A 20,868-nucleotide genomic window follows, 5' to 3' on the forward strand; every position below is an offset into this window, starting at 1 on the left:
GAAATGCACAAAGCAGTTCTCTATCTCTAGAAATTTTAGGTTAATTCGTCCAAGTTTGGCTTAGAGACATGGGGCAGTCCCCAACCCAGTTTTTCGCGTAAGACCTTAAAGAATTCGCCTTTTTGTAAGCGGATAAATCTTGCAGGATATTGCGATCGCTCCACCTCAACGCGATAGTCGGGATAGACATAGCACCCCGCATTACCATCAACAACCAACACCAAACGATGTCGATTTGCGGGAGTAACAATTGCTTTCTCAGTATTTGCAAATACCAAGGCTCGCGATGCCATCGAGTGAGCGCAGATCGGAATCAGTTGAAATACAGGAATCCCCGGCTCAATTACTGGCCCCCCTGCGGACAGGGCATAGGCAGTCGAACCTGTGGGCGTAGAAATAATTACACCATCTGCCGCAATATCTACAGGAAAATGTGACCCAATCTGCACCTCAAAGTGACACATACTGGTGAGAGGTTCACGATGCAGCACCATTTCATTTAACGACAATGCTTCCCATAGCAACCCTTGGCTATCGTAGACACGCACTGTCATCATGGAGCGTTGCTCGACTACATATTTACCATCAAGAATTTGGGTGATTGCTTCTTCCCAGTCGGTTAAATAGGTTTCGGTTAAGAATCCCATGTGACCTGTATTCACATTTAGCAATGGTAGCCGTAGTGGGGCAATTTGCCGACAGGCTGACAGTACCGTGCCATCTCCCCCCAAGGCAATGGCAAACATGACATCCTGATCAAATCCTAATGGCACTAAGCTCTCAATTAATGTATGGCAGACGGGTGCATCTGGCTTGCCATAGCCCAAAATACCACCATTGCCCGTTGCCATCACCGTCTGGATATCACGCTTTTTGAGCCATAACTGCATATCCAAGGCTAAACGCTCGGCAATAGGTTTTGCGTCGTTATATATAATCCCGACTTTTGGCACGCTCAATGACTACCTAGGTTATTTCAAAAATTTTTGTCAGTTTCGCCATTATAGCTTTTAGCGATTAGCTTTTAGCTTCCGATAAGTTGTGGAAATATTAAAGTGTATTCAGCATTTATTCATAAATCTTCATGACTATGCCAACTAATCCTTTGCTAGTGAAAGATTAGTGTTGCGGCGCGAAGCGCCGCAACACTAATTCTCCTTTTACAAAGGCTCTTTTTCGTTTTGCCAGATGGCGCGGATGATTTTAATTTCATCGTAGGTGTATTCTTCGCGGAGATGATCAAAGAGATTACGGAGGGAATCGCCACCGACGGTTTCTAGGGCTTCATAAATTACGGTTTGGCGCTCTGGGGCAACAAGGCGATCGCAATTTATGGCATAACCCGACTCAACTAACTGCACGAGATGAGTCCATACTGTTGCAGGTTTGAGATTGCGATCGCGAGCAATTTCATCAATATCCATACCGTTTTCATACATTTCTAGGGTTGCCCGTTGGGTACTTGCCTTCGATATTTTTGATTTTGGCGTGACCGCTTCCCGTTTGACTCTGGCAAAGTTAGACTCATTTTGCTCAGCAGGAGGATATTGCTGCTGATGGTCGATAATAATCGCCATAAAATCATCAGCATATTGTTCTAGTTTCTTTTCACCCACACCCGATAGTTTCGCAAAGTCTTTGCGAGTGGTCGGTTGCTGCTCTGCCATTTGATTGAGAGTGGCATTACTGAAAATCACATAGGGCGGCACTTCCTGTTCATCCGCCAGATTTTTACGCAGTAATCGTAAGCGCTCAAACAGAATATCCACATCCACGGGTCTATCTGTAACATCGTTGCGATCGGCAACAGTTGAAGCCTCTACACCTCGTTCAATCGGTAACAACACATGGCGCTGATTTCGCATCACTTCCCAACTGCGATCATTGAGTTTAAGAATGCCATAGCCATCGGTTGTTTGGGTCAAAAGTCCTTGATGTACTAACGATCGCGCCAGTTGTCGCCATTCATCAAGACTACGGTCTTTGCCAATGCCGTGGGTGGATAGTTGATCGTGATTATGTTGTAAGACCTTTTCTTTGCGAGATCCTCGCAAAATGTCGATGATATGTCCTGCGCCAAACTTCTCCTTTGTCCTTGCCACGCAGGAAAGAAATTTTTGAGCTTCCACTGTCCAATCTTCCATTGGTTTTGGGGTCAGACAATTATCGCAATTCGCACAATCACCGTGAAAATGTTCACCAAAATAGCGCAATAAAATTGTGCGGCGACAGGCAATTCCTTCAGCATAGTCGACGACTTGGCGAAGTTGCTGCTGGGCAATCCTTTGTTCTGCTTCTAGTGGTTCATTGGTATGGGGATCGACTTTTTGGGCAATTAAATACTTGATCGTTTCTAAGTCTCCATAGCCTAAAAACAGAGTGCAATGGGAATCCTCGCCATCACGTCCTGCTCGCCCAGATTCTTGATAGTAGCCTTCAATATTTTTGGGCAAGTCGTAATGGATCACAAATCGTACATCAGGCTTGTTAATACCCATGCCAAAGGCTACCGTAGCGACCATCACCTGCACATCATCACGAATCCAACGGGTTTGATTTTCTTCGCGATCTTTATTGCTCAAGCCCGCATGGTAGGGAATCGCCGCGATGCCATCTTCACGGAGTCGCTCACTAATTTCCATGACCCTTTTGCGGCTGAGGCAATAGACTATCCCTGAACCTTGCGATCGCTTAATTTGCTGTAAGAGATTGCGATAGGATTCCTCGACACCTTGTTTGGGAATGACTTCGTAATAGAGATTGTTGCGATTGAAACTAGCGACATGAATATAGGGGTTTTTCAGTTGCAACTGCTGAGCGATATCTTCACGCACTCGTTCGGTGGCGGTTGCCGTTAAACCAATCATTGGCACATCGGGATAGAGCTGACGGATACGACTGAGTTGGCGATATTCTGGACGGAAATCATGCCCCCATTCCGAGACACAATGGGCTTCATCGATCGCAAATCCTGCAATGCCAATTTTATTTTTGACAATATTTAAAAATTCGAGAAACTGCTCAGCAAATAAGCGTTCTGGGGCAACATAGACTAGTTTAATTGCACCATTTAAAATTGCTTGCGATCGCTGTCTGGTTTCCTCATAGCCCAGCGTACTATTGAGGAAGGTCGCCCCAATTCCATTCTCTTTGAGTGCCATCACCTGATCCTGCATCAGCGCAATTAAAGGTGAGACGACAATAGTTATTCCTGTTTTGAGTAAAGCTGGCAATTGAAAGCAAATCGATTTCCCTCCACCCGTGGGCATGATTGCTAGGGCATCACGCCCCGCCAAGGTCGCCTCAATAATTTCGCGCTGCCCTGCCCGAAAGGATGTATAACCAAAATATTGTTTCAGCGCTTGTAAAGAATCACTGTTTGACATATTTGACATAACTGTTTTTTCTTGTTCCCCTCTCCTGCGGGAGAGGGGCTAGGGGAGAGGGTGGGAGGTAAATCTATTGATCTTCTTCCGTAACTTGTAAGCGAATTGTCCGACCAGAGCGATCATTGCCAATCTGCACCGCAATATTTTGACTGGCAAGGGAATCAAGTGAATTCAGCAAGTCGAGCAAATTAGGGGTGCTAGCCCCTGCTTCCACATAGAGCTGATCCGCCGCCGTGGCAACCCGCTTCCATGTGCTATATAGTTTGGCGATCGCTTGTTCGAGTTGTGAGGCTTGGCTGACCAGATCGGAGGCGAGTTTTAAGCAACCTAGTCGCAGTGCTTCTTCGAGGGCAAGGTCGATATTTACCGAGCGATTGGTAATCGCTTGGACTTGACTCGTATTGGTGAGATATTTCGTCAATCTTTGAGCATCAGCCGTTACGAGCTTAATATTGTCTAGGTCAGAACCATCGGCGATCGCCTGCTTGATCGGCGTTTGATAGGCTTCAGGTAGTTTATCGATTTCACGTACTAGGGGGGCAACATAGCGAGTGGGAATTGTGTGGGCAGCAACCTTCTCTTTTAAATCATCGGGAAGATGATCAGAACTCATAGCTGTCCATTCATCAGAGAGTTGCCGAACTTCACGACGGGTAATCTTTTCACCATTTCGGGCTGCATCAACAATTAATTGCTGAACTTCCGTTGAAGCTTGAGCGGTTTCTAGAAAGGCACGTTTGCTAAATTGACGGATATCATCGGCATCTAGTTGTCCATCCGCCATTAAGGTGTCGGCACTATTGGCAAGTTGAATCCATGAATAGGCTTGAGACTTACTGATTTCGCGCTCCTGTAGCCATTTTAAAAATCCTGTGCCGCGTCCTTCACCATTAGCCTTTTCGCGATCGCGAACTGTCCGCAAAATTCTCCCTCGCCAAATATCGGTTTGCAAATCAAAGCGATCGCAAACTTGCCAAGCTTGATCGACTTCCGCTAAAAATTGCCCCTCGGCTAAACCTTCATCGTTGGGATCAGGTAAAGACAGGGAAAAATCGGTGAGATCAAGATTGGCTAAGGCTTCATTGGGGATGGCGCTAGATTCGACGGAAATAGATTCGAGTACAGATTCACTTACGGACACAGACAACCCTTGATTTTTTGATTTTTTTAATTTGGAGACTATTGGCAACATCAAAGCTGCCCAAACTATATTACTCCCTTCCCAGTGAAAGATTAGACGTTACGGCGCGAAGCACTGCAACGTCTAATTCTTGGTTTTTAATGTCTATTTTTAGAATGGGAAGGGAGTAATCCTATTAATTGGTATAAGATGTTAGCGCGAATAAATACCGTAGATCTAGCTCCTCTGCTTAACTAAGTCATAGAAATAGGTATAGTTTCGCCTACAATTCACTACTTTCTCGATCTTTTTGCAGTTTAATATGTTTTGTGGGCTAAGAACATTAGCAAAACCTATTAAACTGCGGAATTGCTAAACATATTGGACAGCCCCCAATCTATGATTTTCAGCCATAAATTCTTGCGATCGCGTAGCATCCCTCTGCAATGGTTGATGTTGCTGGCGTTTGTGGTGCAAATTTTTGGGGCAGTTGCCGTGGTGGGCTATTTGTCCTATCGCAGTGGTCAGGATTCGGTCAATCGCTTAGCAAGTCGCCTGCAAACAGAGATCAGTAACCGTGTCACGGAGAAAACCACCAACTATCTGCAATCCCTTGATCAAGTCAATAAAAACAATATCAGCGCTTTACGCCGCAAAGTTTGGAGTTTTGATGACTTCTCTAGCCAAGAGCGACAGGCTTGGGAGCAGATACAGCTATATTCGCTATCGCCGATTACCATTATTGGGTTTGGCACAGCAACAGGGGGACATCGTGCTGTTGAACAGCTCAAAGATGGTACATTTAGTATTCGGGCAGCCCCCAATGGTGGCGGCTTGTATCAAACCTTTACGACTAACCCTGACGGCTCACCCGCAGAGGTAACGACTACCACCGTTAAATTCGACTCCCGTCAGCGTCCTTGGTTTCAAGTGGCAGTCAAAGCAAAAAAAGCCGCTTGGACAAAGGTTTATCCGCATATTTACACAGGTGAGCTATTAGTCGCCCTTGCTGAGCCAATTTACGATCTGGGAACGCAACAGCTACTAGGCGTGACCTTTAGCATCAAAACCCTTGAGGAAATCAGTCGGTTTGTGCGCGGCATTGACATGAAAACTGGGGCAGTTTTTGTGATGGATGCGGATCAAACCTTGGTGGCGACCTCCTCCACGCTCCAGAAACCCTATCAAACTTCGCCAGAATCGCCAAATCAAAGATTATTAAAAGCTTTTGATAGTGAGAGTCCCCAAATAAGTGGTGCAGCTAAATATTTACGCGATCGCAATATTACTGCGGCTAATATTCAGCAACCGCAACAATTTGAGATGGAAATCAATGGTGATCGACAGCTTGTCCAAGCTGCACCAATTCGTGATCGCAATGGGCTGGAATGGCTAATTGTCGTGGTGATTCCTGAGTCAGATTTTATTGGCGAACTCCAATCTAATCAAACCTTAACGATTTTATTGTGTGTCATCACTTTGCTGATCTCCGCAGGCATTAGTGTGCTGACGACCCATTGGATTAGTAAACCAATTTTGCGATTAAGTCGGGCAAGTAAAGCGATTTCTGAGGAGGATTGGCAAACGGTTGGCGCATTAACACAGCAGTCTGGGGCAATTACAGAAATAAATTCTCTTGCGATCGCCTTTAATCAGATGTCGGTCAGAATCCACCAACATCTAGAGCAACAATCGACAGAAATCCAAGATCAAGCCTACTGGCTCAACACAATGCTAGAGGCAATCCAAGATCCAATTTATATGAAGGACGGGGAAGGTCGTTACTTAATTGCCAATCAACAGGGACTAGCCCTATTCGAGATGTCCGATGATTATCGAGGTAAGACCGACGCGGATTTAGCCCAAAATAACCTGTTTTACCATGATGCTCTGCTGTACTGCGCCGAGAGTGACGAGCTAGTGTGGCAAAAAAGTGTAGTGGTTAATGGAGAAGAGCGAATTCCGCAACGGGATGGTTCGGAACGTATTTGTGATGTCACGAAAGTCCCTCTTTTTAATGAAGATGGCAGCCGCAAAGGTTTAGTCATTTATGGCAAAGATATTAGCGATCGCAAACGTGCAGAAATAGCCCTTGCCGAAGAAAGTTTTCGCCGTAAAACTCTCTTTGACACTTCTATTGATGGCATTGTTATATTAGATCAAGAATGGAATATCATTGATGCTAATGCTAGTTTTGCGGAGATGCTGGGCTATTCCTTGACAGAAATTATCCATCTTAATGTGATTGATTTTGATGTAAATTGGCAGCAAAAAGAAGCGTTAGATCGTCAGTTTATCGCTCAAGCCCCATCGATCAATCTATTTGAAACCCGCCACCGTCGCAAGGATGGGAGCATCTATGAGGTGGAAATTAGTGCAAACTCAGTAGATTGGGGTGGGCAGATAGTTAAATTCTGTATTTGCCGAGATATTTGCGATCGCAAACGTCTCGAACAAGAACTGCTGCATAGTCGCGATCTCCGCGAACTAATTTTTAATGAATCTAGTGATGCGCTGTTTTTAGTCGATAATGAAAGCCTCCTAATCCTAGATTGCAATCAACAGGCTGTCCAACTTTTTGAAGTTGATAGTAAAGCCGATTTGATCGGTACTAATGGTCAAATTTTGCAAAAGCAAGCATTTACTCCCGAACAACTTGAGAAGATTCTCCAAGAAATTAATCAAAAAGGATTTTGCAATTTGGAAGTGGAATATGTTACCCGTAAGGGAAAAGAATTCTGGGGAGATCTGTCTGGTAAACCAATTACCTTTGGCTCTGAAAAATTACAAATCGTGCGTGTCGTCGATATCAGTGTCCGTAAACAGGCAGAAGCCGCTCTATTTGCTGCCAAAGTCGCCGCAGAAGAGGCAACTAAGGCTAAAAGTGCTTTTCTCGCGAGCATGAGTCATGAAATTCGTACCCCAATGAATGGCGTAATTGGGATGACGCAGCTTTTAGAAATGACCGAACTTGATAAAGAACAGGCAGATTTTGTCAAAACCATTAGAGATAGTGGAGAATGCCTCTTGACGATTATCAATGACATCCTTGATTTTTCTAAGATCGAATCAGGAATGCTAGAAATAGAATCTCAAGATTTTATTCTAGAAGAGTTGATCTCAGGGGTTTGTAAGTTACTAGAAAATCAAGCGAGCGCTAGAAATGTAGGACTGACCTATGAGATTGCACCGACAGTCCCTAGCAATATAATTACTGATCCCACCAGATTAAGGCAGATCCTACTAAATCTCATTGGTAATGCTGTCAAATTCACCCATAATGGGCGCGTTTCTATGGCTATCACTGGCAATCTTTTACCCAGTGTTGGTCAAGAGTCTCATCAATATCAGCTCATGTTTGCCATCACCGATACGGGCATTGGTATTCATGGCGATCGCATTGATTTACTGTTTCAACCCTTTACTCAAGCCGATAATTCGATTAGTCGCCAATATGGCGGCACTGGGCTGGGTTTGGCAATCAGTAAGCGGTTAGTCAACTTGATGGGCGGGACAATTTGGGTGGAAAGTCTTGGCAATATCGGCGGACACCCTCCCCTAGGTTGGAAATTATCATCGTCTGCTCAAACTACCCAGCAAGGTTCTATTTTCTACTTTACGATTACGACAACCCTCAGTAATGATACTTTGCGATCGCAATTGCCTTTATATGCTCAATCTTCTAAAAGCTTGATTAATGCCCAGATGGCAATAAAATTCCCTCTGCGAATTTTATTAGTCGAAGATAATTCCGTTAATCAAATGATTGCGAAACTTATCCTCAAACGTCTTGGTTATCAAATCTCTGTTGCTAATAATGGATTAGAAGCATTACAAGCTATGCAGAACTACCCCTATGATTTGATCTTGATGGATGTGCAAATGCCCAGCATGGATGGATTGACGGCAACCAGAATGATTCGCAAAAAGCTCAAAAGTAATGTCCGAATTATTGCCATGACTGCCAATGCTATGCCCGAAGATCGTCAAGCTTGCTTAGATGCGGGTATGGATGATTACATTAGCAAGCCCATTGATATCCAAGACCTCGCAAGGTTAATTACTAATTCCTAATTATTGAAAACCCAGAAGAGTGAGTCGCTCGCTGCTATAGCAGTACAAAGTTGGCTAGGTAAACTTTTTGTAGATCTTGCTAGTTGCATAATTGCTTAGCAGCAACTAAGAAATGACTATGCCATCTCTTAATTGCTGCTAAGTAGCTAAAATTAGAGAATAGGTGATTTATGGACTTAATGGCTCTGATCAAGACCCCGATAATCTTTTATTAATATTGATGGTCTATGATGGGATTTTTGAATAATTTCAAGGCTTTATAAAGAGTTGCCAATAAAGAATGCGATCGCTTGCACCGCTTATCAAAACTTGTTTACTAGATCTAGGGATCAAAGTAAATGTCACCGTTAGGAAAAAGCATGATGAACTACACATCCTGTTGGAATCCACCTATTTTGGCGATCGCAAAATCCTCTTAGAGGGGCTGACTCAATGCTGCCATGCCTATGATATCAACGGTTTTCGGATCGCTCGCATTTATGCTTTTTGGTTCGGGCAACCATTGCCACAATGGATTGAGACAATTGATCTCACCCATACTTATTCCGATAATCATTACATTGACTCGGACAGTGAAGATGATGAGTTATCAAGTTCGGCACAACCACAATTTATTGAAGATGCCCCCCAACCTGTCGAAACTAATTCACCACAAAAGCCTGAAATAATTTGTGACCGATTTATTGTCTGTGGCTTAGGGAGTTTAGGACAAAACTCGGTATTTAATCTCAAGAAATTTGCCTATCGAGAATATGCCGTTAAAATTTGTGCGATCGATAAAGTCCAGCCTGAAATTATGGAATTTGATAATTTTACGGACTTGCTCGACCAAGAACTAATTTTAGGAGACTGTCGGCGTACAGAGACTTTGCTGAGGGCAGGGATCGATAACTGTAGGGCAATTTTGCTAGTCACAAGCAATGAAAATGTGAATATTGAAACTGCGATCGCAGCCCGTCGCCTTAACCCAAATGTGCATATTGTGGTGCGATCCTCGCGCAAAAATCTCAATCAATTACTCAAGGATCAATTGGGTAACTTCGTTGCCCTCGATCCTGTCGATCTGCCCGTAGCATCCTTTGCCGTCGCAGGTTTGGGCGCAGGGACTTTAGGACTATTTCAATTAGGCGATCGCAAATTACGGGTCGTCGAAACCGAAGTGCAAGCAGATAGCTATCGATTTTTACGCACCCCCGCATATCTGTTGCATCGCAAAAATTCAAGACTATTAAGTATTGATCGTGGCGATAGCGATCGCCTCTTTTTTCAATGGCAACCCGATACACTGTTGCAAGTTGGGGACAAAATCACCTTTATTGAATATGTTGAGTCCGATGTGACTACAACTAGTCGCCAATATGGACTAGAGCCAGCATCGCAAGTCGGTAAATTCTCAACTTTCCCCAAAATCAATCACGCCATACATAAGCTCACAGGCTTAGTTTTCTGGAAATCTCAATGGCAAAGGCTGTGGACATGGTTGCAGGCAGTGCGATCGCGGATGCTCGTGTTGTGGGGAATGCTTGCCGCCACATTTTTGACCAGTATCAGTTCCGTAGTTTTGTATTTGAATGTGCCAAATATTTCATGGCAAAAGGCGATCTCCACCAGCATGGTTTTGCTATTGGGGGGATATGGCGATGTATTTGGAGGCTTACAAGAAGACCAAGTGCCAGCTTGGGTCACTGTATTTTGTCTTTCCCTGACATTACTGAGTTTTGTCTTTGTATTGGGAGTCCTCGGCATTATCGCCGATAGTATCCTCAGTTCTAAGTTTGAATTTTTTAAGCGATCACAACCATTGCCCACCCGTGACCATATTGTTTTGATTGGCTTTGGCAGACTTGGACAGAGAATCGCCGATCTCCTATTCAAATTAAAACTTCCATTCATAATTGTCAGTGAAACCCCTCACGATTGTGATCTTGCCGACAAAGTACCTTGGCTGACGGGCAATATTACCGAAGAGCTAGCCAAGGCAAATCTTGCTAGAGCCAAAAGTGTTCTTTCGGTAACTGATGATCAAATGCTCAATTTGGAAGCATCACTGCTCGCCCGTGATGCCGCCAAGAAAGTTAACCGTGAGATTAATCTGGCAATTCGCACCTACGATCTCTATTTCAGTGAAAATCTCGCGGAGCTATTACCCAATTCACAATCACTATGCGTGTATGCGCTCTCGGCAGAAGCTTTTGCGGGTGCAGCATTCGGTGAAAATATGTTGAGTTTATTTAGGCTCAATAATAAGACTGTACTCGTTGCGGAGTATGTGATTTCGGCAAATGATACCCTCGTTGGTAAAAATCTGTCGCAGATTGCCTATGGCTATACAGTTGTGCCTGTGTATCTGAAAACGGAATATCCTAAAGCCGATGGACATAGTGAGTTTTATATGCCCTCCGATGATGAAGTAATGAAAGTGGGCGATCGTTTGACCATTTTGGCTTCGATTTCGGGACTGCGGCGGATTGAATTAGGCAACCTCCATGCACCGAGACGCTGGCAACTACGCGCCAAGCCGCCGCTGAACTCTAGTGTGTTACTCGATGCGGGTAACAAGCTCAAAAACATCTCAGGTTGCGACTTAGAACTGGCACGGCGGTTTATGCAAAGTCTCCCTGCGGCGATTGAATTACCAATGTATGACACCCAAGCCTATCGCCTTGGACAAGAACTGATGCGACTCTTGCCGATTAAGATCTATCCACTATAGGATTAGCTACAGGTTTTAACTAGCTGCCGCCCCAATAACCTGTGAGGTATCCATGCTTCCATTCCCAAATAAGCTGACAATATTGACCAATCAATTCCCAATTCACGTGGCGATGCATATTCCCGATGGCTATTTGAGTGCGCCCGTGAGCCTAATTACAGGTGCGATCGCAATTTTGCTGATTGCCCTATCCCTTAACCGTGTGCAATCCCAATATAAAGAAAGAACTGTTCCCTTAATGGGTGTTTGCGCCGCCTTCATTTTCGCAGCTCAGATGATTAACTTTCCAATCTTAGGGGGAACTTCTGGACATCTAATGGGTGGCACATTGGCGGGGATTTTGTTGGGGCCATGGGCAGGTTCGCTGGTGATGGCAGTTGTATTTATCGTACAGACGGTCATGTTTCAAGATGGCGGACTCACGGCTTTGGGGGCAAATATTACAATCATGGGCTTAATGGGAACTTTTGGTGGCTATTATCTCTATAGGTTTTTACGTTTTCTCTTCGGGCGGAATACTTGGCAAGGTATGAGCATTGGGACTGCGGTCGCCGCATGGACAAGCGTAGTTGTGGCAGCAGCAGTTTGCGCAGCGCTATTGGCAGTATCAGACACGGTTCCTTTGGCTTTGGGCTTAACGGCAATGTTGTCGTGGCATTTGATGATCGGCATTGGTGAAGCTCTAATTACCCTTGCGGTGGTTAGTTTTATCTGGCGCACCCGTCCTGACATGATTTTTGATGCCCCCCCTTTTGCGATCGCACCAACCGATTCGTAATAATAGGACTTACGCAAAAATTGGTAAGCCCCTCACTCCTAGCCCCTTTTTCAAGAAGGGAGAGGGAAACAAGAAAAAATATTACTCCCCTTCTCCCAGAACGGGAGAAGGGGATGAGAGCGATTTAGATTTTACAATTACCAAGCGCTATGAAAAAAAATCGAATTTTCATCCTCACAGGTTTAGCAATCTCTCTGGGTATTGCCACCCTCCTGTCACCCTTTGCCAGTCAAAACCCCGATGGTTTAGATCGCGTGGCTCAAGATTTAGAATTTGACGATAAAGCGATCGAAGAACCCCTGACGCAAAAGTTACCTCCCGCTAAGGTATTTACAGAATATTCAGTCAATGCAGTGAGTAATGAGAAGGTATCAACGGCTGTAGCAGGATTGACAGGAACGTTGGTTGTCTTTGGCTTAGCATGGGGAATGGGGAAAATGGTCGTCAAAAAAACTAAGCCCGAAGAATAAATTTTCTCAAATTTATGCTGCTACATATTCCGTTGATTGAAACCTGCGATCGCAATTTAGCAAAAGATGCTCGTCTAAATATTTGGACTAGTCTCACCGTACATACCAGATTGCTGTGCGTGTTTCTATTGGTATTTGCGATCGCACTTACACCGATGGGGCGATGGTGGACATGGGCAATCTATGGCGTGATCACCTTACCAATTCTCTATTGGAGTCATGTTGATCTCCAGATTCTTGGTAAACGTATGGCGATTGAATCTGCATTTATGAGCGTGATTCTGCTAGGGACTTTATTTCGTGATGGCGGTGAAGTTGTTTGGCAATGGGAAGGATTCAAGATTACCACTCAAGGTTTGATTGTTTTGGGTAGTGTCAGCATCAGAGCTTTTCTATCTCTTCTATTACTCAATATTCTCACCATCAGTATTTCTATTCCCTTACTATTACAATCCCTAGTCATCTTGAGAATGCCACCCCTGCTAGTGAGCATTCTCGCTTCGATGTATCGCTATATGGGTGTGTTAACCAATGAATTTAACGCGATGCGTCGTGCTGCCACAGCCCGTAATTTTGCACCTCGTCATCTTTGCGATCGCAATCGCGATGATCTCCCATGGCAACGACAGGTTTTAGGGAATATGTTGGGGATGTTATTTATCCGTACCTATGATCGCGGCGATCGCATTTATCAAGCGATGCTTGCCCGTGGTTATCAAGGTGTCCCTACCATCCATGAGTCAGCGGCGATGGGATGGCGCGATCGCGTCGCTTTAGGTTGCCTTATACTTTTAATTCTATTTATATCTAACTATATCTAAAAGCTAATGCTGCCCGCGTCATGGGTAGTATTAGCTAAATTTCCTAATCATCAAGTTCTGTGCATCATAATCCTATTTCCATAAAGAATTTGAGTCATGTATATCCCGACGGGATTCGAGCATTGCATGGCATTGATTTGGAAATTGCCGCAACCGAAAGAGTCGCCCTGATTGGCGCAAATGGTTCTGGCAAATCAACATTATTACTGCATCTCAATGGCATTCTTATGCCACAAGAAGGGGAAATCGTCGTTGGTGAAATGCCACTGCGATCGCAAAATCTAACCGATATTCGCAACTTTGTCGGTCTAGTATTCCAAAATCCTGATGATCAATTATTTATGCCCACGGTTTGGGAAGATGTTGCCTTTGGTCCCATGAATCAGGGATGGCGCGGCAAAGATTTAGAAGTGCGGATTGCCGAGGCGATGGTGTCCGTGGGTCTGGATTTGGACAAATATCGCCAACGTCAATCGCAAAACCTTTCTGGTGGGGAAAAAAAGCGCGTGGCGATCGCAGGAGTGTTGGCAATGCAGCCGCAGATTTTAGTATTTGACGAGCCATCGGCTCAGCTCGATCCGCGATCGCGCCGCCAACTCATCCAGCTTTTACAAACCTTGCCCGAAACCCAACTGATCGCCACCCATGATCTTGACTTGGTTCTAGAGCTTTGCGATCGCACTATCGTTCTGAGTGAAGGCAAAATTGTGTACGATGGCAACACCCAACAGGTATTACGCGATCGCGAATTTTTGCTAGCCCATTCCCTAGAACTGCCCTTAAGCCTGAGTTTTTCTTAAAAAATACATGAAAAAGCACATTTTATTTGTTCTGCCCTACCTCAATCAAGGCGGCACAGAAAAGCAAGCTCTGAGCCTCATTGAAGGATTGCGCGATCGCTATAAAATCTCCCTCATTGCCCCAGATGGCAAAGGCGCACCGCAATTTCGTGCTTTACCGATTACGCAAATCGAATATACAAAATGGGAAATTAATTTCTTTAAAGGCTTACCAGAAATAATTACAGGAATTAAAAAAATTCAAGCTGAACAACCTATTGACCTAGTGCATGTTCATGGCGCACATGAGTTAATGGCAGCTGTGCGGTTAGCCCTAGGCAAAGTACCAACTATTTTTACCGTACATGGCTACCATGGCGACAGTGCCAGACTTAGCTATCAATTGTCATGCTGGTTTAGTAACTGGTTTGCGAATCAAGTAATTGCCGTTTGTGAAGCCGAATATAATCTGCTCAAAGAATTTGGATTAAATGAGCACAAGCTTAATTTGATTTATAACGGAGTGAAAGAACCAATTCTCAATCCTCTTAAATCAGCAGAATTTGCTCAAAAATTTAATCTTAATCCATCCACGCAAATCATTCTCGGTACAGCCGCCCGTTTGAATGAAGCGAAGGGCTTAACTTATTTACTCAAGGCTTTTGCTGCCCTCACCCCCAGCCCCTCTCCCCAAGGGAGAGGGGAGCAAGATTTAAGATTGGTGATTGCGGGTACTGGTGAATTGGAAGCTGCACTTAAGCAAGAGGCTCAGGATTTAGGAATTTGCGATCGCGTAATTTTTGCAGGCTATATTGACGACTTACCTAATTTGATGAGTCTATTCAATATATTTGTACTTCCTTCCCTTCAAGAAGCCTGTAGCCTCGCCTGTGCAGAAGCCATGTCTCAGGGTAAGCCTGTCGTCGGTACTTGCGTGGGGGGCATTGCCGAGCAAGTCAAAGATCAACAAACTGGCTTGATTGTCATGCCTCGCGATCCCGAAAATTTAGCCGCCAAGCTTCAGGAATTAATTAATGATCAAGATTTATGCGATCGCTTTGCCAAAAATGGTTATGACCGCTATTGTCAACTCTTTTCGATCGAGACCATGCTCGATAAAACCGCAAAGCTATACGAGGCAACAATAATATCGTAGGGGAATAATATCGTAGGGGCAATTCATGAATTGCCCCTACGATATTATTCCCCAGCCTGAAAAATACTATCCGTATTGAGATTCAACTCAGGGAATATATCTGATTCAATCCGCTCACCAGCCGTAAACAAAAATAATTGATATTCCCCTTCAATCAATTTACAAACTGTCACCGTCGGCTGTTTAGGCTTGCCAATATAACGCACCGCACCTAAAGCTCGGTAATCCACAATCCAATATTCTGATATTCCCATAGCCTCATATACTGCCAACTTGATCGCATAGTCATCGCTCCAGTTATTACTGACAACTTCAATGGCTAAGGGAATAGTTTTTCCATTCTGAATCACTGAGGACTTTTGCCATAAAGGTTCATTTACAAGTTCACGTCGATCTAAAACCAGTACATCAGGCATAAAACCTGTCTCTGCCATCTCTGGTTTTAGTAAGCACATTCTGCTGACAAGATAATCGGGATATTTACTAAAAACCTCTACATTTAAGTATCCAGACAAAAGGCTGCTAGTTACTTCGTGAGCACCGATGGGCATCATTTCTCTAACAACTCCTCTATATAGCTCATAGCGCTTGCCATCTTCGGGATACCACGCGATAAACTCCTCAAAACTCATGCGGTCTTGTAATGCTTGCATCATCGCCATACCTCTAAACTTTTCAGCTCTGATTGCCTTACTATATTTTATGGCATCACCTCGCTCCCAAATGCTACTGCCTGAAACCTAGATAATTCTCACCTTACAGATTGGCTCTAAATATCGTGACTTCAAAGCAAAAACGGGTTCTATTTATCAGCAACGGTCACGGAGAAGACCTCAATGCTTGTGAAGTTCTCAAAGCTTTACGACAGAAATATTCTGATATCGACGCGATCGCAATGCCATTGGTGGGTGACGGCAATGCCTATCGTCGGGCAGGGGTAGAAATCGCCACTCCGACCAAAGCCTTGCCATCTGGTGGGTTTGCCTATATGAGTCTGTGGAAACAGATTGAAGACTTCCAGTCGGGATTGATTGCCTTAACTTGGCAGCAAATCAAGGCGGCGCGAGCCTGTGGCAAAACCTGTGATTTTGTATTTGCGACGGGGGATGTTTTACCTGCGATCTTTGCCTATTTGACGGGGTTGCCCTATGCCATGTTTTTAGTCTCATCATCAGGCTTTTACGAAAATCGCTATGTGCCACGATGGGAACAAGCGCTGATGATGCGATCGCAAAAGTGCAAACAAATTCTCACCCGTGATGCCTATAGCGCTGAACTGATCAAGCAAAGAGGCTACGCCCATACCCAGTTTGTCGGCTATCCGATTATGGATGTACTAGAACCAACGGGAAAAGATTTATGTTTAGAGCCTAATGTCACGACGATCGCACTGCTAGCAGGTAGTCGTTTACCAGAAGCTGCCGAAAATCTATTACTACAATTACGTCTATGTAAGGAGATTGCCCAAGAGTTTGCCCCCACCCCTGTGCAGTTTAGAGCGGCTCTTGTGCCAAGCCTGATGCCCCAATTAACTGAATTAGCAATGCGGGCGGGTTGGCAATATGCCGATGGTAAACTCTATCAATCAGAGACTAATCTCACTGTGCTTTGTTTTAGTGATGCTTTTCCTGACATCTTGCAACAATGTGATTTAGCGATCGGGATGGCGGGAACAGCCGTGGAGCAGGCCGTCGGTTTGGGCAAACCCGTCGTCCAAATTTTAGGAAATGGCCCCCAGTTTTCCTATCGCTTTGCGGAAGCCCAACAACGCTTACTCGGTTTGTCGGTGCAAACCATTGGCACAAAACCTGCAACCCCTGAAATTTTGGCAGAGGCGGCAAGATGTGTGAAACAAACTTTATGCGATCGCAATTATCTGCAAAGGTGTCAACAAAATGGACTTGAGCGCGTCGGCACAAAGGGTGGTTCGGAAAGGCTAGCCGATACGATCGTAATGGAATTACAAAAATTAGCTCTCTCAGTAAAAGCCTAAAATCTATGGCGCACGCTGCGTGTGCGCCATAGATTTTAGATACCCAGCTACGATTGAATAATTGTAAAGTCCGAATTGTCGTCAAAATGCCTCAAGTTATTCACTGCATAATTGGGAATTTCTACGGTTTTATTAATGGTATTGAGAACGGATCTGGCTTCGGGTGTATTCACCTGAGCTAATGCTCTCGAAACCGCACTCCGCACTGAACGCTCACCATCTCGAATAAATTGCGATAGATAAAATACCGCATCATGAGTACCGATTTCACCCAAGGCGATCGCCGCATCACATCGGACATAGGCATAGGCATCATCTCGGAGAACATGTGCCAAGAGTGGTACGACTTCTTCCATGCCAATCTGTCCGAGAGTACGGGCTGCCACGCTGCGGGTATGACTGGAGGAGTTTTCGAGCATTTTGGCAACAGGGGCAATGGCAGGAACCCCAATATTTTTGATGGCTTGTACCGCTTGAGACTGCACACTAATGTCATTATCTGTTAGCAAATTGGCGAGGGGCTGTGCAGCTAAAGGGGACTTAATTTGCCCTAAAGCCCATGCTGCCTCAAAACGGACAGTTTTATTGCCATGGCTAAGAGCCTCGATCAGCGTAGTTACCGCGAGGGGAGAACAAATTAGCCCAAGGGAATGCGCTGCATGGACTTTCACCATATCATCACTATGTTTAAGCGCTTCAACAAGGGGAGATACCGCAGGTAAACTCGCCCGCCCAAGGGCTTTTGCACTCGCTGCTTGGACTTGAATTGATGGATAGCGCAATAACTGGATCAGGGCCTTAATTGCCTCAACACTGCCAATCCAACTGAGAGCCGAGGCGGCTTGCCAGTAAATTTGCCTCTGTGGATTTTGCGTTGCCTTAATGAGTGCAGGAATTGCCATTGGCGATCGCAAATAACCGAGGGCAATTGCCGCTTTCTTGGCGAGGGCAACTTCATCACCTTCAAGGCGTTCGAGTAGGGCGGGTACAATATTTTCTCGACATCGGAGAACCTTTTTTAATGCGATCGTAAAATGATCAGAACGAGCAGCCGCATCAAACTCAGCCAAGATCGCAGAGTTTCCACCCAGATCAGGGGCAGACATAGCATAGTGGTCATTAGGGTTGGCATAACCAGGAGATACAGGAACCCGATAATCCTCTAGCCTTGGCGGATTAATCTTAAAATCACTAGGAGGTGATGGGATGTTCGGTTCTGTCATAGTTTCGATCCTAATGAACATTGAGACATGATGGGGTTGCCGTTACTGCCAATTATCAAAATAGCATTTTCATTTTGCTAATTCAGGTAACTCCGCCAAAATATACAGCATCACAGATCAAAAACGAGTCAGGATAAAAAATCCTGACTCGTTTTTGTTTTTTCAAATGAATATAGCTATAAACAAGTAAGTTAAGACATAAAAACCAAATAGAGTTGCGGCGTGAAGCACCGCAACTCTATTTGGTTTTTTATTTTTGTCCTAACGTAGCTGGCTATAGATTATCAGTTAAATTTCTTCAGTGTCCCACTTGTCTTGAGTGTACCCCAAGCTAGTGGCGGCAGCTTTTTCGGAATCAGTCAGTTCATCCCACATTTTTTCTGCCGATGCAGGAATATCATCTTCGCCTTCCCAGCTAGCTTGTGTCCAGCCAAGTACGCCCCAGAGTTGCTGATCCTCGCTAGAAAGGTCATCCCATTCAGGAAAATCTAGTTCGTCATCCCAATTTTCTTCATTCCAACCTAATTGTGACCAGAGGGATTGCTCATCACTGGTGAGGTCTGCCCAACTAAGTTCACTCCAAAATTCATTAGGATCGCCAGTTACTGTACGAATATTAGCCATAACAATTTGCTCACAAATTAGAGTTCATTTAGATTGCATCATATATTTCGCTCTTATTCAGAAGCAACAGTTAAAATTTAACCTAATGATTTAGCTACTCCCTTCCCAGTCAAGAAATAGCGATGCGTGGCTTCGCCGCGCACCGCTATTTCTTGGTTTTTATGTCTACTACAGAAGGTTGAAAAATGCTGAATCAATCTCATAACCTAAGCTTTGAGTCATTTGCTGTAACTTGGCAGTGCTACTAATGCCGCGTGACTTGAGCCACATTGAAATTACGAATACCTTCTGCATTACAAAAAGCTCCAAAGCTTCAGGGTTGTATTGCAACACATAGCCATCACCTTCGCGCTTAAACTCGTGGGGAACTAGCATGGCGGCATAGCGGCTAAGTTCTAGTCTCCAGTCGAGCAGATAGCTAAACCAAGGATAGGTGGCATCTAGGCGCACAAACCAAAGGCGAACCTCAGAAATTTCTGACAATTCGCGAGGATCACCATCTTCCTTGTCCCAAACAAGTTCGATTTGAAATTGGCGATCGGCTTCGGGAGTTTCATCCCAATTGTCTAATAACTTTGCGATCGCAATTTTGGCAGGGGTGATATCTAGGGACTCGATGCAAGCTTGGTTGATATAAATGGTGGTGGACATTAGGGCTAATTTATGACTAATTTACAGCTAATTATTTTTTGGGTAGATTTTCGCGAGGATCAAAGGACTGAATGGCTAACAATTTTTCATAAAGTTCGCGTTCCTGCTTGCTAGGATTTTTGGGAACGACAATCTGAATTTCGACATATTGATCGCCAAAGGTACGCGCATCCTTGGGAAACCCTTTACCAGAGAGCCGCAATTGCTGTCCAGACTTGACCGCAGGAGGTATGGTCAGTTTGACGAGACCGCTAAGGGTGGGAACTTCTACCTGTACCCCTAGCACCGATTCGCTCGGTGAAATCGGTAACTGACAACGAATGTCTGAACCTTCAAGGGTAAAGAAGGAATGTGGTTTGATGGTGATTTTGAGATAGAGATCGCCGCCCGATGCCCCTTGTCCTTTAAGGCGGATTCTTTGACCTGAAAGCACCCCTGCGGGCATATTTACTTCTAGGGAACGTCCATCTTCAAGGCGAATCCGTTCACGACCGCCCACATAGGCGCGTTCGAGAGGTAACTCTAATAAAGCTTCTGAATCACGACGAGGACTGGGACGTGGTGGGGCTTGGGTGCTGGTGCGATAGGATGAAGCCCCTGTATCTTGGGCGCGTTCATTGGTGCGGAATTTGCCTAAAAGTTGATCGACAAATTCTTGGAAGTCGTTATATTGGCTAAAGTCTACATCGCCTGTGTAGCCACGCTCAAAGTCAGGGGTATATTGCTCACGGGGTGCGCTAGAACGTCCACCACCGCCAGAACCTTGAAATCCACCTTGTTTCCAATATTGCCCAAAGCGATCGTATTGCTGACGTTTTGTTGTGTCAGAAAGGACTTCGTAGGCTTCACCGATATCTTTGAAGCGTTCTTCGGCTGCCTTGTCGTTGGGGTTGAGGTCGGGGTGATATTTCCGCGCTAACCGACGATAGGAGCGCTTAATTTCGTCAGCCGTGGCGGTCTTAGGTACACCGAGGATTTCATAGTAATTGCGAAAGTTTTGCATATTTCCCGAACTGCAAACAAGGAGATAACTTAGCTTACCTTATCGTTGCTTTGGCAAACGCTGACAGGTTTGCT

Annotated in this window: 16 protein-coding genes; 8 read left to right on the forward strand and 8 right to left on the reverse strand. The window is 44.8% G+C overall.

Features of this window, described 5'->3' with window-relative positions:
• Positions 1 to 35: 35 nt before the first annotated feature.
• From H6F41_RS07565 to H6F41_RS07575, 3 genes are all read right to left on the reverse strand, one after another.
• Positions 36 to 953 (reverse strand): NAD(+) kinase, encoded by a 918-nt coding sequence (locus H6F41_RS07565; RefSeq protein WP_190402865.1) that lies wholly within the window; start codon positions 951 to 953, stop codon positions 36 to 38.
• A gap of 207 nt (positions 954 to 1,160) precedes the next feature.
• On the reverse strand, positions 1,161 to 3,386 hold the full coding sequence (gene recQ, locus H6F41_RS07570; protein ID WP_190402896.1) for a DNA helicase RecQ: 2,226 nt from the start codon (positions 3,384 to 3,386) through the stop codon (positions 1,161 to 1,163).
• A 73-nt stretch (positions 3,387 to 3,459) separates the two neighbouring features.
• The gene (locus H6F41_RS07575; RefSeq protein WP_322095892.1) at positions 3,460 to 4,530 is read right to left on the reverse strand and encodes a hypothetical protein; all 1,071 of its coding nucleotides are present in this window, start codon (positions 4,528 to 4,530) and stop codon (positions 3,460 to 3,462) included.
• A gap of 378 nt (positions 4,531 to 4,908) precedes the next feature.
• Between H6F41_RS07575 and H6F41_RS07580 the strand changes: the two genes are divergently transcribed.
• From H6F41_RS07580 to H6F41_RS07610, 7 genes are all read left to right on the forward strand, one after another.
• Positions 4,909 to 8,583 carry a PAS domain S-box protein gene (locus H6F41_RS07580; RefSeq protein WP_190402866.1) on the forward strand — a complete coding sequence of 1,225 codons (3,675 nt, stop codon included), beginning with the start codon at positions 4,909 to 4,911 and terminating at the stop codon, positions 8,581 to 8,583.
• A gap of 280 nt (positions 8,584 to 8,863) precedes the next feature.
• Positions 8,864 to 11,296 carry a potassium channel family protein gene (locus tag H6F41_RS07585; RefSeq protein ID WP_190402867.1) on the forward strand — a complete coding sequence of 811 codons (2,433 nt, stop codon included), beginning with the start codon at positions 8,864 to 8,866 and terminating at the stop codon, positions 11,294 to 11,296.
• A gap of 52 nt (positions 11,297 to 11,348) precedes the next feature.
• A complete protein-coding gene (locus H6F41_RS07590) occupies positions 11,349 to 12,074 on the forward strand; it encodes an energy-coupling factor ABC transporter permease (protein WP_190402868.1) in 726 nt (241 codons plus the stop codon).
• 149 nt (positions 12,075 to 12,223) lie between these two features.
• Positions 12,224 to 12,544, forward strand: a complete 321-nt coding sequence (locus H6F41_RS07595; protein ID WP_190402869.1) for a PDGLE domain-containing protein — start codon at positions 12,224 to 12,226, stop codon at positions 12,542 to 12,544.
• A 14-nt stretch (positions 12,545 to 12,558) separates the two neighbouring features.
• Positions 12,559 to 13,365 carry a cobalt ECF transporter T component CbiQ gene (gene cbiQ, locus H6F41_RS07600; RefSeq protein WP_190402870.1) on the forward strand — a complete coding sequence of 269 codons (807 nt, stop codon included), beginning with the start codon at positions 12,559 to 12,561 and terminating at the stop codon, positions 13,363 to 13,365.
• A gap of 59 nt (positions 13,366 to 13,424) precedes the next feature.
• Positions 13,425 to 14,165 carry an energy-coupling factor ABC transporter ATP-binding protein gene (locus H6F41_RS07605; protein WP_190402871.1) on the forward strand — a complete coding sequence of 247 codons (741 nt, stop codon included), beginning with the start codon at positions 13,425 to 13,427 and terminating at the stop codon, positions 14,163 to 14,165.
• A gap of 7 nt (positions 14,166 to 14,172) precedes the next feature.
• The gene (locus H6F41_RS07610) at positions 14,173 to 15,300 is read left to right on the forward strand and encodes a glycosyltransferase family 4 protein (protein ID WP_190402872.1); all 1,128 of its coding nucleotides are present in this window, start codon (positions 14,173 to 14,175) and stop codon (positions 15,298 to 15,300) included.
• Positions 15,301 to 15,344: 44 nt separating this feature from the next.
• Here the strand turns inward: H6F41_RS07610 and H6F41_RS07615 are convergent, their stop codons facing one another.
• Positions 15,345 to 15,956, reverse strand: a complete 612-nt coding sequence (locus tag H6F41_RS07615) for a Uma2 family endonuclease (protein WP_190402898.1) — start codon at positions 15,954 to 15,956, stop codon at positions 15,345 to 15,347.
• Between the two features lie 122 nt (positions 15,957 to 16,078).
• On the opposite strand from H6F41_RS07615, the gene H6F41_RS07620 reads away from it, so the two are divergent.
• Positions 16,079 to 17,293 carry a lipid-A-disaccharide synthase-related protein gene (locus H6F41_RS07620; RefSeq protein WP_190402873.1) on the forward strand — a complete coding sequence of 405 codons (1,215 nt, stop codon included), beginning with the start codon at positions 16,079 to 16,081 and terminating at the stop codon, positions 17,291 to 17,293.
• Between the two features lie 47 nt (positions 17,294 to 17,340).
• On the opposite strand, the gene H6F41_RS07625 is transcribed toward H6F41_RS07620, so the two are convergent.
• The 4 genes from H6F41_RS07625 to H6F41_RS07640 form a co-directional block, all read right to left on the reverse strand.
• The gene (locus H6F41_RS07625; RefSeq protein ID WP_190402874.1) at positions 17,341 to 18,516 is read right to left on the reverse strand and encodes a HEAT repeat domain-containing protein; all 1,176 of its coding nucleotides are present in this window, start codon (positions 18,514 to 18,516) and stop codon (positions 17,341 to 17,343) included.
• A gap of 288 nt (positions 18,517 to 18,804) precedes the next feature.
• Positions 18,805 to 19,140, reverse strand: coding sequence for a hypothetical protein (locus H6F41_RS07630; protein ID WP_190402875.1), 336 nt, complete (start codon positions 19,138 to 19,140; stop codon positions 18,805 to 18,807).
• A gap of 168 nt (positions 19,141 to 19,308) precedes the next feature.
• Complete coding sequence (locus H6F41_RS07635) at positions 19,309 to 19,791, reverse strand: CRR6 family NdhI maturation factor (protein WP_190402876.1); 483 nt, start codon at positions 19,789 to 19,791, stop codon at positions 19,309 to 19,311.
• 31 nt (positions 19,792 to 19,822) lie between these two features.
• Positions 19,823 to 20,794 (reverse strand): DnaJ C-terminal domain-containing protein, encoded by a 972-nt coding sequence (locus tag H6F41_RS07640; RefSeq protein ID WP_190402877.1) that lies wholly within the window; start codon positions 20,792 to 20,794, stop codon positions 19,823 to 19,825.
• Positions 20,795 to 20,868 lie beyond the last annotated feature (74 nt).

The organism is Pseudanabaena mucicola FACHB-723 (assembly GCF_014696385.1).
GTDB lineage: Bacteria > Cyanobacteriota > Cyanobacteriia > Pseudanabaenales > Pseudanabaenaceae > Pseudanabaena.

Bases quoted from the DNA above. Each gene is read 5' to 3' on its own strand.
- H6F41_RS07625 (WP_190402874.1), bottom strand. From the start codon at position 18,516: ATGACAGAACCGAACATCCCATCACCTCCTAGTGATTTTAAGATTAAT.
- H6F41_RS07640 (WP_190402877.1), bottom strand. From the start codon at position 20,794: ATGCAAAACTTTCGCAATTACTATGAAATCCTCGGTGTACCTAAGACC.
- H6F41_RS07615 (WP_190402898.1), bottom strand. From the start codon at position 15,956: ATGATGCAAGCATTACAAGACCGCATGAGTTTTGAGGAGTTTATCGCG.
- H6F41_RS07590 (WP_190402868.1), top strand. From the start codon at position 11,349: ATGCTTCCATTCCCAAATAAGCTGACAATATTGACCAATCAATTCCCA.
- H6F41_RS07630 (WP_190402875.1), bottom strand. From the start codon at position 19,140: ATGGCTAATATTCGTACAGTAACTGGCGATCCTAATGAATTTTGGAGT.
- H6F41_RS07595 (WP_190402869.1), top strand. From the start codon at position 12,224: ATGAAAAAAAATCGAATTTTCATCCTCACAGGTTTAGCAATCTCTCTG.
- H6F41_RS07585 (WP_190402867.1), top strand. From the start codon at position 8,864: ATGCGATCGCTTGCACCGCTTATCAAAACTTGTTTACTAGATCTAGGG.
- H6F41_RS07610 (WP_190402872.1), top strand. From the start codon at position 14,173: ATGAAAAAGCACATTTTATTTGTTCTGCCCTACCTCAATCAAGGCGGC.
- H6F41_RS07580 (WP_190402866.1), top strand. From the start codon at position 4,909: ATGATTTTCAGCCATAAATTCTTGCGATCGCGTAGCATCCCTCTGCAA.
- cbiQ (WP_190402870.1), top strand. From the start codon at position 12,559: ATGCTGCTACATATTCCGTTGATTGAAACCTGCGATCGCAATTTAGCA.
- recQ (WP_190402896.1), bottom strand. From the start codon at position 3,386: ATGTCAAACAGTGATTCTTTACAAGCGCTGAAACAATATTTTGGTTAT.
- H6F41_RS07635 (WP_190402876.1), bottom strand. From the start codon at position 19,791: ATGTCCACCACCATTTATATCAACCAAGCTTGCATCGAGTCCCTAGAT.